The organism is Achromobacter pestifer, from assembly GCF_013267355.1.
In the GTDB taxonomy this organism is placed as follows: domain Bacteria; phylum Pseudomonadota; class Gammaproteobacteria; order Burkholderiales; family Burkholderiaceae_B; genus Achromobacter; species Achromobacter pestifer_A.
Genome location: NZ_CP053985.1, coordinates 3494614 through 3506899 on the forward strand (window position 1 = coordinate 3494614; position 12286 = coordinate 3506899).

Sequence of the window (12286 nt, forward strand, 5' to 3'; positions counted from 1 at the left end):
CCGGCCAGGGGCCCCCAATGACTTGACGCGGCCCGGCCGCTGTCCATGCCAGAAACGGGATTGTCTTAGGACTCTATGAAAATACAAGGAAAGACCGCCGCGGAGATCTTCGATTGCGTGCGCGCGATGGCTCAGTCGGGGCAGCTGCCGCCGGGCCACGCGCTGCCGCCGGTGCGCGATCTGGCGGTCGAGCTGGATATCAACCGCAATACTGTCGCCGCTGCCTACAAGCGGCTGGTGACGGCAGGCATTGCCCTGACGCAGGGCCGCTTGGGAACCATCATCCGCGCCCAATCCGGTCCTGGCGAACAGGAAGGCGCGTTGTCGGACTCGCCGCTGGCCGATCTGGCCAGCGGCAATCCCAATCCGGCCTGGCTGCCGGACTTGAGTGCCGCGCTTGCCATCCGGCCCTATCAGCCGCGGCTATATGGCGAGCCCACCGTCAACGCCGGGCTGGAGAGCTATGCCCGCGCCTGGTTCGCGCCGGACCGCCCGGCGCCTTTCGAGATCAACCTGTCCCACGGTGCGGTGGACGCCATCGAGCGGCTGCTCAGCTCGCACCTGGTGGCTGGGGACAAGGTGGCGGTCGAGAATCCCTGCTTCCTGAGCAGCATCAACATGCTGCGCATCGCCGGCCTGCAGGCGCTGGGCGTGCCGGTCGACGCCGAAGGCATGCAGGCGGCGGCGCTGGAGGCGGCTCTGGCCAAGGGCGCGCAGGCCGTGATCCTGACGCCGCGGGCCCACAACCCCACGGGCTGCAGCCTGAGCGAAAAGCGGGCGAGGGCGCTGGCGCGGGTGCTGGCCAAGTATCCGCACGCCATGGTCATCGTGGACGATCACTACGCCTTGCTGTCGGGCAAGGAATACCACTCGGTGCTGCCCTCCGGCACGCAGCGCTGGGCGTTGGTGCGCTCGTTCTCCAAGACGCTGGGCCCCGACGTGCGGCTGGCCATGGTGGCCAGCGATCCCGCGACGTCGCGTCAGTTGCGCTTGCGGCTGGCGTCCGGCACCAGCTGGGTCAGCCACCTGCTGCAGGACATGGTCGAGGTCACGTTGGGCCGGCCCGAGGTTGCCAAGCAGATGGCCCAGGCCCGCAAGGATTACGCGCAGCGCCGCAAGGCCCTGGAAGGCGCCTTGCTGGAGCAGGGCGTGCCGTGCGCCGCGGACGGCGATGGCCTGAACCTGTGGGTGCCGCTGGATACCGACGACCAGGCTGTCGCGCTGGCCCTGGCTCATCGCGGCTGGCTGGTGCGCCATGGCGACGCCTTCGGGGTGCAGGAGCCGGTCAGGGGCCTGCGCATTACCATCTCCGCGATCGAACCCGGGCAGTGCCGCAAGCTGGCGCGGGATATCCGGGAAAGCATGGTCTAGGGCCTGTGCAAGGCTCCATTTAGTGAGAACAGGCTCTAGCCGCCGGCGTCAACGCCGGTCGGCCATGGCTTGCCCCAATCTGACGGAGCGTCCCGTTTCCCAGCCGGGACGGAAACGCCAGGCGCTGCCCGGCATCAGCACCACCACGGTCGAACCCAGCTGGAAATGTCCCATCTCGGCGCCTTGCGGCAAGCGCAAGGGCGCGAGACTGCCGTAGTCCCACTGCCGGATGCGCCGGCCGTGCGGCGCCACCTGGCCATGCCAGACCGTGGCGAGGCTGCCGACGATGGCGGCGCCCACCAGCACCATGGCGTAGACGCCATGCAGCGGGTGCTCGAACCAGCAGACCAGCCGTTCGTTGCGCGCCAGCAGGCCGTCCATGCCTTGCACGATTTCCGGCCGGACGGAGTACAGCGTTCCCGGCACATGGCGCATGCCCAGCAGACGTCCTTCGCAGGGCATGTGCACCCGATGGTAGTCGCGCGGACTCAGATAGATCGTGGTGAACCAGCCGCCTCCCAAGGCGCGCGCCAGGTCCGCATCGGCCAGCAGCGCGGCCGCGCTGTATTGGCGCTGCTTGGCCTGGATCAGCTGCCCCAGGCTGATGCGGCCGAACTGGCTGACGGTGCCGTCCGCGGGACTGGTCCAATCCGCGTCGGCCAGCCTGCGGGCGCCGGGGCGCAGGGCGCGCGTGAAGAAGGCGTTGAAACTGTCATAGGCCTTCGGATCGGGGGGCAGGGCCTCGCCGAGATCGATGCCATACCACTTGGCGTAGCAGCGGATCAGCGGCTGAGCCACCCACGGCAGGCGACACGAGGCCAGTCGGCCGGCGCAACGCGTCAGCCAGAGCTTGGGCGCAACGCGCTGGAATAACAGGGAAATAGACGTAGACATGAAAATTGCGCTTGCGGCGCGGCGGGGAAATTTATTGTCCTGAATCGTAGTGTAGTATGGCATAGGACAAAATAGAGATTCAGAAACCCGTCGATCGCTTACCGAGAGGCAGTTGCCGCAACACCATGGTTTCCCTACACAGCCCGCGCGTTGAAACCTTGTCGCCCTATGTGCCTGGAGAGCAGGCGCCAGGCGATGGATGGATCAAGCTCAATACCAACGAGAATCCCTATCCGCCGTCACCCGCCGTGATAGCGGCCATTGCCGCCGCGGCCGCCGAAGGCCTGGAGCGCTATCCGGATCCGCGGGCCAGGCATCTGCGTGCGGCCATCGGGCAGTATCACGGGGTGCCGGTGGAGCAGGTCTTCGCCGGCAACGGTTCCGACGAAGTGCTGGCGCTGGCGTTCTGCGCGTTCTTCCAGCACGGCGTCCAGCCCTTGCTGATGGCGGATGTGACCTACGGCTTCTATGAGGTGTATTGCCGCTTGTTCGGCATACGCAGCGCGCAGATCGCGGTGGACGACGGCCTGAGGCTGGACCTGGACGGCTTTGAGGCGTTGGGCGCCGCGGATGCCGGCATTGCCGGCATGGTCATCGCCAACCCGAACGCGCCCACGGGAGAGTGCCTGCCGTTGGACCGCGTGCAGCGGCTGCTGGAGATTCAGCCCCGGCGGCTGTTGCTGGTGGACGAGGCCTATGTGGACTTCGGCGGTCAATCCGCCATTGCCCTGGTGCAGCGCTATCCGAACCTGCTGGTGGTCCAGACGCTGTCGAAGTCCCGGGCGCTGGCCGGCCTGCGCGTGGGGTTCGCGATCGGACAGGAGCCGCTGATCGCCGCGCTGGAGCGGGTGAAGAACAGCTTCAACTCCTATCCGCTCGGCCATTTGGCCCAGAAGGGCGCCGCGGCAGCCTTTCAAGACCGCGCCCATTTCGAGGAGACACGGCAGGCCATCATCGGCACCCGCACCTTGCTCTGCGCGCATCTGCGGCTGCTGGGCTTTGACGTCTTGCCGTCGCAGGCGAATTTCCTGTTCGTGCGCCATCCGCGCTTCGATGCGCGGGCGCTCGCGGCTGGCCTGAAGGACGCGAAAATACTGGTGCGTCACTTCCCGCGACCGCGTGTGGAGCAGTTCCTGCGAATTTCCGTAGGCACCGAGGAACAGGCGGCATGCCTGGTGCGGGCGCTGCGCGCCATGGTCCAGCCGTAGCGGCACGGACGGGACTCGCGGCGCCTAGCGCGGACGCGGCGCAGGGCAGCTTTCCGCGTCGCACTCCCCGCGGACGGAATCATCTGGCGCAGCGGCCTCGACGGCAGGGGCATCGTTCTCGGCCAGCAGCCTGCCGATGGCCGCGCCCAGGGCCAGGTCGTCGATGCTGCCGAAGTGCTGCAGGCGCACTCGTCCCCGGCGGTCCAACAAGACCAGGCTGGGCGTGCCGCGCAGCCCGTAGGCTTGCATGGTCATCGGAACGGCGCCATTCGCGGCAGGGCGGTCAATGCCGATGGGAAAGCTCCACCGGTACTCGTGATTGAAGGCGCGCAGCGCGGCGGGACCCATGACGTCGTGGTGTTCGAACACGGTATGCAGGCCGATGACCGCCACATCCTGCCCGCGGAACAGCCTGTGCACGCGTTCGGCTTGCGGCAGCCCATGCGACAGGCACCCAGGACACAGCATCTGGAACGCATGCAGCAGAACGACCTTGCCGCGCAGGGCGGCGAGGTCGATGGGACCGTCCGCATTCAGCCATTCATCCGCCAGCAAGGGCGGGGGCAATGCGTCGGCCAGGGTATCGGATCGGGACATCTGCAGGCTCCTGTGGCGCGGCGGGCGGGGTGAGGGGGAACCGCCTGCCGCGGTTGTCGAGTTACGCGGCCCGGCGCAGTTTCACGGCCGGGAAATCCACCGGCACGGCAAAGGCCACGTTGACGTAGTTGGTGAACAGGTTGAGCGCGACGTGCGCCAGGATCTCGACGATCTCCTGGTCGCTGTAACCTGCCGCGCGCACGGCTTGCACGTCGGCCGCGCTGACTTGCCCGCGCGCTTCCACCAGCTTCAGCGCGAAGCGCAGCGCCGCGGCGGTCTTGGGATCGGCGGCATCGCCGGCTTGCGCGGCCGACATCTCGTCGGCGCTGGCGCCCGCCTTGCGGCCCAGGGCCGTATGGGCTGCGAGGCAGTATTCGCAAGCGTTGCGATCGGCCACCGCCACAGCGATCTGTTCGCCCAGCTTGGCGGGAATGACGCCGCCACCCAGCGCGCCGAATGCGCCCCACATGCTCTGCAAGGCCGCCGGCGAATTGGCGACGGCCTTGAACATGTTCGGCGTTGCGCCAAAGGCGCCGTGGATCTGCGTGAGCAGCGCCTTGCGGTCCGCGCTGGCGCTGCTGGCATCGATAAGAGGAACTCGGGACATGTCGGTAACTCCTGGAAAAGAAAAAAAGGCCGCCGGTATCGGACGGGCTGGAGAAATCGTACGTAGAATGCTTGGACGTAGGGTGTTGTTTAATCCATGAAAATTGTCTTTTCGTCCAATATATGAGCGATCCCGTTCCTTTCCAGGTTGACCGGCTGTCGGCGTTGCTGGACCGTTTCCGGGTGCGCGCCACGCTGTTCCATACCGGTGCGCTATGCGGCAATCAGGCCTTCGAAGCCGTGCCGGGGCGCGGTTTTCTGCACGTGTTGCGCCGGGGCGAGATGGAAGTGCGGCATCGCCCGGGAGAGACCGCCACGCCGCGCCTGCGCCTGGCCGAGCCGACCCTGCTGTTCTATCCGCGCGCCGTGCATCACGAGTTCGTGAATCCTCCTCGGGACGGTTCGGATTTCACCTGTGCCGCGCTGGATTTCGACGGCGGCGAACGCAATCCCATCGTGCAGTCGCTGCCGCCCGTGGTGCGGGTTCCGCTGGACGCGGTCGAAGGCTTGCGGCCTGCGCTGGACCTGCTGTTCGCCGAGGCGGATCATGTGCGCTGCGGCTCGCGCCTGCTGGCCGACCGACTGTTCGAAGTGGTGCTGATCCAGCTGCTCAGGTGGATACTCGACCATCCGGAGGACGTAGGCGTGAGTAGCGGCCTGGTGATGGGGCTGTCGGATCCGCGCCTGGCCAGGGCGCTGGTGGCGCTGCACCGCTCGCCGTATGAAGACTGGTCCCTGGCCAGGATGGCGGCGATGGCGGGCATGTCGCGCAGCGCCTTCGCGGCGGCCTTCAAGGACGCCACCGGCGCCACCCCCGCGGCCTACCTGACCGACTGGCGGCTGAGCCTGGCGGCCTCCATGATGCGATCGGGCCGCGCAGTCAAGCTGGTGGCGGCGGAGCTGGGGTTCGCCAGCGCCTCGTCCCTGTCCAAGGCGTTCCGGCAACGCATGGGGATGTCGCCGCGCGAATGGCTGGCCGCCAACGCGTAGCGCCCGCTGGTCGCGCGCCAGCGCCAGCGTGATAATATTGACCTATGACAAAACTTCAAGCGGCATAAGCGTAATGGAAAACGCCGGCCGCGACTCCTACGCGAGGTTCGGGCATGAGCGAGCAAGACCCTGGGCAAGACAACGGCACCCAGACACAGCATGACCAGCACGGCCGCTGGCCGCAGGCGCAGTCGGTCGACGACTTCCGCCGCAATCTGGCCACGGTCAACGAGCGCATCGCCGATGCGGCGCGGCGCGCCGGGCGCGATCCGGCGACGGTGCGGCTGTTGCCGGTGAGCAAGACGGTGGAAGAGGCGCGCATCCGCCTCGCCTACGAGGCCGGCTGCCGCGACTTGGGCGAGAACAAGTTGCAGGAAGTGTCCAGGAAATGGGAAGCCATGGCGGACCTGACGGACCTGCGCTGGTCGGTCATCGGCCATCTGCAGACCAACAAGGCCAAGCTCGTGGCCCGGTACGCGGCCGAATTCCAGGCGCTCGATAGTCTGCGGGTGGCCGAAGCGCTGGACCGCCGTTTGCAGGCGGAAGGCCGCCAGCTGGACGTATTCGTGCAGGTCAACACCTCGGGCGAAGTCAGCAAGTATGGACTGCAGCCAGACCAGACCGCGGCCTTCCTGCGCGAACTGCCTGCGTTTTCGGGGCTGCGGGTGCGTGGCCTGATGACCCTGGCGCTGTTCTCGGCCGAAGCGGCGCGGGTACGCGAGTGCTTCATCCTGTTGCGCACGCTGCGCGACCAGTTGCGCCAGGACGCTCCCGCCGGCATAGGCCTGGATGAACTGTCCATGGGCATGTCCGGCGACTACGAGATCGCCATCGAGGAAGGGGCCACCGTGGTGCGTGTCGGCCAAGCCATTTTCGGCGCGCGCAACACGCCCGACTCCTATTACTGGCCCACCGACAACGGCGCGCAAGCGCGCGAGCCGGAGTAGCGCGCATGCCGGTGTACCGACTCATCATCAAGCGAGACGGCCGCCTGATCGGCCATTTCGAATCCACCGCGGCATCCGCGCTGGACGACAGCCGCGACATCGCGGCGCGGCTGCCGGCCAAGGACGGCTATCAGCTCAGCCTGCAGGTCGCCGACGGCGAGCGGCGCCTGCTGGAAAGCACGCCGCAAGGCATCCGGCTGCTGGCGTCGGAAAACGTATTCGTCTCAACCCCCGAAGGCTTGCTGGGCGGCCTGGACCGTCACCCAAGCCCGCAATAGGAGTTCCTGGAATGAGCTTCAGCGCCTTGGCGATCCGCCACGTTCCCTTTGAAGACCTGGGCATATTGGCGCCGGTCCTGGCAGAGCGCGGCTACAGCGTGCGATACCTGGAAGCCGGCGTCGACGCCATCGACGCCGTCACCCTGGGCAATGCCGACCTCGTCGTGATCCTGGGCGGCCCCATCGGCGTCTATGAAACCGGCCGCTATCCCTTCCTGGAGCAGGAGCTGCGCGCCATCGCGCACCGCCTGCGCCAGGACAAGCCGACACTGGGCATCTGCCTGGGCGCGCAACTCATGGCGGCGGCGCTTGGGGCGGACGTGGTGTCCACCGGCCGCGCGGAGATCGGCTATGCGCCGTTGACGCTGACGCCGCAAGGGCAGGATTCCGTGCTGAGCGCGGTGGAGTCGGTGCCCGTGCTGCACTGGCATGGCGACCAGTTCGCCATACCCGAGGGCGCGTCTCGCCTGGCCGAAACGCCGGGCTTCCCGAACCAGGCGTTTGCGCTGGGGCCCAGGATACTGGGGCTGCAGTTCCATCTGGAGGCCGATTCCGCGCAGATCGAGCGTTGGCTGATCGGCCATGCCTGCGAACTGAGCCTGCGCCAGATCGATCCGGCCGGCATTCGCGAGGACGCACTGCGTTACGGCCCGCAGCTCGAACGCTGCGCGCGCAGGGCGATGGAGCAGTGGCTGGACCAGATCTGAGTTTGTCCCATGCCCTGATGCCTTCCGGCGCCAGGGACTCTCCACATCCGTAGCCTTGCATAGGCATCCGGGGCGCGCCGCGTCCCGTTCCGGCCCGCCGCAGCTTGCGGCCATCGGCATTTGATCCGGCCGTGATCCTTCCTGCTGAATCTAAGGGTTAAACCCAGTAGCCGCCTCGATGCGCGATCAATAGGATCCCGTTTTATACAAATGGGATCCCATTTGTGTTTATCACTTTCCTTTTCAGGACGGACAGCACATGAGCAGCATCGACACCATCACAGGCAAGCAGATCATCAACGAGGGCGGCCGCGGCGGTCCGCTGACCGAAGACCATCAAGGCATGCGCGCTCGCCACGAGGACGACCTCGAGTGGACCAACCTGCGTTACGAAGGCCAGTTCGCGAAGATGATGTTCCATCCGACGGCGGAGGATCCGACGATTCCGAACGCGGGCATCGTGCGGTACGAAAAGGGCTCGGGGCACCCGCTGCATAACCATTATTTCGCGCAGGTCTGGTACATCCTGGACGGCCAATTCCTCATCGAAGGCAAGCTCCACGGCAAGGGTTCGATGATCTTCCATCCGGATCCCCATTTCGAAAGCGAACTGGAGACCGTAGAAGCGGGCACGATCCTGTACGTGCAGTACGTCGGCCCGCATACCCGCCAGGGCGCAATCTACGAGGGCCGCTTCAACGTCAGCGAACGCAAGAGCCTGGCGGAAGAGACCACCGCCGTGTAGTCGGACGCAAAAAAAGAAAACAAGGGAGACCGGGATGAACGCCATCTCACAACAGCCGTCCTCGCGCACGAAGAAGCACTACGTGACCGCGGGCCTGTCCAGCATGATCGGGACCACCATCGAGTGGTATGACTTCTTTCTTTACGGCATTGCGGCCGCGCTGATTTTCAACAAGATCTACTTTCCCGCGATCGACCCCATCAGCGGGACGCTGGCGGCATTCGGTACCTATGCGGTCGGTTTCATCGCGCGTCCGTTGGGCGGCATCGTCTTCGGGCATTTCGGCGACCGCGTCGGCCGCAAATCGATGCTGATGATCAGCCTGATGCTGATGGGCGTGCCCACCATCCTGATCGGCCTGACGCCAAGCTATGAGGCGATAGGCTACTGGGGCGCGGTGGCCCTGGTCTTCTTCCGCTTCCTGCAAGGCCTGGCGGTAGGCGGCGAGTGGGGCGGCGCCGTGCTGATGGCGGTGGAGCACGCGCCAGAAGGCAAGAAGGGCCTGTTCGGCAGCCTGCCGCAGGTCGGGGTCGCGCCCGGCCTGATCCTGTCGTCGCTGGCCATGGGCGCGGTCTCCAGGTTGCCGGAGGCGGACATGCTGAGCTGGGGCTGGCGGCTGCCATTTCTTGCAAGCGTGTTCCTGCTGCTGGTCGGTTGGTACATCCGGGCCAAGGTCAGCGAATCGCCGGAATTCAAGCATGCGCAAGCCCAGCCGAAACAGGACGCGCTGCCCTTGAAGACAGTGCTCAGAGAGCACAAGGTTCCCGTGTTGGCGGCGCTGGTGGCATGCATCTCCGAAAAGACCTGGTTCTACACGCTGGCGACCTTTTCATTGACCTATGCCGTGGGTACGCTGGGGCTGCCGCGTGAAACCATATTGACGGGTGTCATATGGGGAGCGGTCGGGGCGTTGTTCACCATTCCGCTGTTCGGGCTGCTGGGCGACATGATCAGCAAGCGGGCGATATTCATCGCCGGCGCGCTCGGCATCTCGCTGTTCAGCGCGACGTTCTTCTCGTTGCTGAATGAGAAGACGGCCTACCACACGAACATCGCCATGCTGGTGGCGTTCGGCGTGGTCTATGCCGCGATGTATGCGCAGGAATCCAGCCTCTTCTCCAGCATGTTTCCGCCGGCCGTCCGCTACACGGGCATCTCATTGGCGGTGCAGATAGGCGGCGCGATAGGCGGCGGCACCGCGCCGCTGGTGGCGACATACCTGCTGTCCCTGGGCGATGGCTCGCCGCGGCTAATCGTGCTGTATCTGGCGGGACTGGGCCTGATCGCGGCGGCGTGCGGGCTGCTGATGCGCCCCTATGGGCAGCAGCGCGGCGCGGACGCGGCGAAGCTGGCTAGCGCCGCGTCTCCATCCATTCGATGACGAGTTCGGTCGTCCGGGAAATATGCGTGGCCATCGCTTCGCGAGCGGCGGGGCCATTGCGCAGGGTCAGCGCCGCGATGATGTCCTCGTGCTGCTTGATGTTTTCTTCCATCAGGCGCGGCGGCATCTTCGAGGCGAACCCCAGCACGTTGGAAACGATGCTGCCCTGCAACTCGGCGACCAGCTCGTGCAGACGTTCGTTGTGGCTGGCCAGGGTGATCAGGCTATGGAACTTGGCGTTGAACTTCAGCCAGTCGGAACCGCTTTCGCTGCGCACGCGCGAGCGCAGGGCGTCGGCGTAGTGCTTCTGATGCTGTGCCAGCAGTTCCAGGTCCTGGTCGTCGATCCAGTCCACCGCCAGCTGCGCGGCCAGCCCTTCGAGTTCGGCGCGGATCTGGAAGGCTTCGCGGATGGCGCGGATGGACGGCACGGTGACGACGGCGCGGCCGGTACTGGTCAGCGTGATGGCGCGGCGCGCTTCGAGAAACCGCAACGCCTCGCGAATGGGGGTGCGGCTGGTTTCGAACTCGGTCGCAAGCTCGTACTGGCTCAAGGCATCGCCGGGCAGGTATTGCCCGTTCCTGATCCGCCGCAGAATCTCTTCCGAGATCTCGATCGAGGATCTAGACGTGTTCCTGGTCTCGCTCATGCTCGAATCCGTGTCGCTTCCTGTGCGTGTCGACAGGCGCCATGCGGCTTGCGGGTGGCCAGGCTGATCCGTGTCCCCTGGCGTCTGCGTTGCGCCCTTCCGCCGGCATGGTAGCACGCGGCTTTCGGGGGAATCGGGGCCGATCTACCTGGGAGGCTTGCGGCCTTCGGGGCGTTTCTGCAGCCAGTCCACCACGAACTCTCCGGACTCGTGGATATGCGTGCGCATGGCGGCGCGCGAGGCGGCGGTGTCGCGCGCCGCCAAGGCCTCGACGATGGCCGCGTGATGCTCGATATTCTTCTTCATGCGGGCCTCGTACATGCCCAGCACGGTCATGTTGAGGATGTTCTTGGTGTAGTCGGTGTGCAGGTCCTTGATGATGCGCTCCAGCGACGGATTGCCGGCGGCACGGAAGATCAGGGCGTGGAACTCCTGGTTCTTGACGACCCAGTGCCGCATGGGCGCGGCAGCCTGGCGTGGCGCGGCCGCGCCGCCTGCGTTGACCTCGGTGTACAGCGCGGCGACGGCTTGCGCGCATTCCGCGTGGGTGGCTTGCAGCTGTTGCAGGTCGGCGTCGGTGATCCAGCGCGCCGCAAGCTCGGCCGCCATGCCTTCCAGTTCACCGCGCAGCCAGTAGTTCGCGCCTATGTCCTTAATGGTCGGCGCCACCACCGTGGCGCCGTAGCGCGGCTGCTGCACGATCAGGCCCTTGGTCTCCAGCTGCCGGAACGCTTCGCGCACCGGGGTGCGGCTGACGTCGTACTCTTCGGCCAGGGTCTCCTGCCGCAGCTTCTGCCCGGCCGCATAGGCGCCATTGAAGATCTTCGCGGAGATCGACTCCACCAGATGCTGCACCAGTTCTTCCGTGGCGGGATATGCGCGATCCATGGCCTGACTCCCCAGTCTTTGACGGTTGTGCGGCTATTCTCCGGCGGCTATTTTCCGGGCTCCGCGGAGAATACCAGCCGCCACTTCTTTTGTTCCTCGCGCATGCGTTCCAGAAAGACCTGTGATCCCGTGGGCATGGGCTGGCTGCCTTGCGCATACAGCTGCGCCATGCCCTCGCTCCGCGCCACCGCCTGCATGGCGCGTTCCAGCTTGTCGAGGATGTTCCTGGGCGTGGCGGCAGGCGCCACCAGTCCCGATATCGAGCCGACATCGAATTCGCCGCCCAGGGTTTCGCGGGCAGCGGGCACGTCCGCCAGATTCGACACCCGCTGTGCCGAGGTCACGCCCAGCGCCCGCATCTTTCCGGACTGGATGAACGGCCCGACCACCACGGTCTCGACCGCAGTCACGTCCACCACGTCCGAAAGCAGGGCGGTGGCCGCCTCCGCGCCGCTCTTGTAGGGCACGTGCATAAGCGTGGCGCCGGTCTGCTGCTGCATCAGGGCGAACACCTGGTGTATCGAGGTGCCCTGTCCGGAACTGGCAAAGGACACGGCGTCCGGCCGGCTGCGGGCCCGCGCCACCAGCGCCGGCAGGTCCTGGATCGACGAACTTTCCGGCACCACCAGGGCCAGCGGCGTATTGGCGATCATGGAGACGTAGGCGAAATCCTTGAGCGCGTCGTAGTTCAGCTGCTTGTGGAGGAGCGGATTGACCGCGACCATGCCGTTGGTGATCACCATCAGCGTGTAGCCGTCGGGCTTGGCCCGGGCCACGATGTCGGCGGCGATGTTGCCGCCGGCGCCGGGCTTGTTCTCCACCACTACCGGCTTGCCGAGCTCGGCCTGCAGCTGTTTGGCCACCGTGCGGGCGGTGAGATCGGTGATGCCGCCGGCGCCGAAAGGCACGACCAGCATGATGGGGCGCTCGGGCCAGTCCGTGGCGGCCTGGGCCAGGCCGGCAAGCGAAAGCGTCAGCGACGCCAGGCAGGCGCGCAGAATAGAGGCGTGCATGAGGGTTGTCTC

14 protein-coding genes are annotated in these 12286 nt (G+C 66.2%); 8 read left to right on the forward strand and 6 right to left on the reverse strand.

Annotated elements, in window-relative coordinates; translation table 11 throughout:
- Window positions 1–75 precede the first annotated feature (75 nt).
- Window positions 76–1371, forward strand: coding sequence for a transcriptional regulator PtsJ (ptsJ, locus tag FOC84_RS16875; RefSeq protein ID WP_173145428.1), 1296 nt, complete (start codon window positions 76–78; stop codon window positions 1369–1371).
- A gap of 48 nt (window positions 1372–1419) precedes the next feature.
- Here ptsJ and asd read toward each other — a convergent pair whose 3' ends face one another.
- A complete protein-coding gene (asd, locus tag FOC84_RS16880; protein ID WP_173145429.1) occupies window positions 1420–2265 on the reverse strand; it encodes an archaetidylserine decarboxylase in 846 nt (281 codons plus the stop codon).
- A gap of 125 nt (window positions 2266–2390) precedes the next feature.
- Here asd and hisC point away from each other — a divergent pair, with 125 nt between their 5' ends.
- The gene (gene hisC / locus FOC84_RS16885; RefSeq protein ID WP_173145430.1) at window positions 2391–3473 is read left to right on the forward strand and encodes a histidinol-phosphate transaminase; all 1083 of its coding nucleotides are present in this window, start codon (window positions 2391–2393) and stop codon (window positions 3471–3473) included.
- A 24-nt stretch (window positions 3474–3497) separates the two neighbouring features.
- Here hisC and FOC84_RS16890 read toward each other — a convergent pair whose 3' ends face one another.
- Window positions 3498–4070 (reverse strand): redoxin domain-containing protein, encoded by a 573-nt coding sequence (locus FOC84_RS16890; RefSeq protein ID WP_173145431.1) that lies wholly within the window; start codon window positions 4068–4070, stop codon window positions 3498–3500.
- Between the two features lie 61 nt (window positions 4071–4131).
- Entirely contained in the window at window positions 4132–4677 is a 546-nt protein-coding gene (locus FOC84_RS16895; protein ID WP_173145432.1) for a carboxymuconolactone decarboxylase family protein, read from the reverse strand.
- Between the two features lie 122 nt (window positions 4678–4799).
- Between FOC84_RS16895 and FOC84_RS16900 the strand changes: the two genes are divergently transcribed.
- From FOC84_RS16900 to FOC84_RS16925, 6 genes are all read left to right on the forward strand, one after another.
- Complete coding sequence (locus FOC84_RS16900) at window positions 4800–5666, forward strand: AraC family transcriptional regulator (RefSeq protein ID WP_173145433.1); 867 nt, start codon at window positions 4800–4802, stop codon at window positions 5664–5666.
- Between the two features lie 113 nt (window positions 5667–5779).
- Window positions 5780–6613, forward strand: coding sequence for a YggS family pyridoxal phosphate-dependent enzyme (locus tag FOC84_RS16905; RefSeq protein WP_173145434.1), 834 nt, complete (start codon window positions 5780–5782; stop codon window positions 6611–6613).
- 5 nt (window positions 6614–6618) lie between these two features.
- Window positions 6619–6891, forward strand: a complete 273-nt coding sequence (locus FOC84_RS16910) for a cytoplasmic protein (protein WP_088142902.1) — start codon at window positions 6619–6621, stop codon at window positions 6889–6891.
- A gap of 11 nt (window positions 6892–6902) precedes the next feature.
- Entirely contained in the window at window positions 6903–7598 is a 696-nt protein-coding gene (locus tag FOC84_RS16915; RefSeq protein WP_173145435.1) for a glutamine amidotransferase, read from the forward strand.
- Window positions 7599–7857: 259 nt separating this feature from the next.
- The gene (locus tag FOC84_RS16920) at window positions 7858–8343 is read left to right on the forward strand and encodes a cupin domain-containing protein (protein ID WP_173145436.1); all 486 of its coding nucleotides are present in this window, start codon (window positions 7858–7860) and stop codon (window positions 8341–8343) included.
- 34 nt (window positions 8344–8377) lie between these two features.
- Complete coding sequence (locus FOC84_RS16925; protein WP_173145437.1) at window positions 8378–9724, forward strand: MFS transporter; 1347 nt, start codon at window positions 8378–8380, stop codon at window positions 9722–9724.
- On the opposite strand, the gene FOC84_RS16930 is transcribed toward FOC84_RS16925, so the two are convergent.
- From FOC84_RS16930 to FOC84_RS16940, 3 genes are all read right to left on the reverse strand, one after another.
- Window positions 9696–10373 carry a GntR family transcriptional regulator gene (locus FOC84_RS16930; protein WP_173145438.1) on the reverse strand — a complete coding sequence of 226 codons (678 nt, stop codon included), beginning with the start codon at window positions 10371–10373 and terminating at the stop codon, window positions 9696–9698. The genes FOC84_RS16925 and FOC84_RS16930 overlap by 29 nt on opposite strands.
- A gap of 144 nt (window positions 10374–10517) precedes the next feature.
- Complete coding sequence (locus FOC84_RS16935; RefSeq protein ID WP_173145439.1) at window positions 10518–11261, reverse strand: GntR family transcriptional regulator; 744 nt, start codon at window positions 11259–11261, stop codon at window positions 10518–10520.
- Window positions 11262–11308: 47 nt separating this feature from the next.
- Window positions 11309–12274 carry a Bug family tripartite tricarboxylate transporter substrate binding protein gene (locus FOC84_RS16940; protein ID WP_173145440.1) on the reverse strand — a complete coding sequence of 322 codons (966 nt, stop codon included), beginning with the start codon at window positions 12272–12274 and terminating at the stop codon, window positions 11309–11311.
- Window positions 12275–12286: the final 12 nt, after the last annotated feature.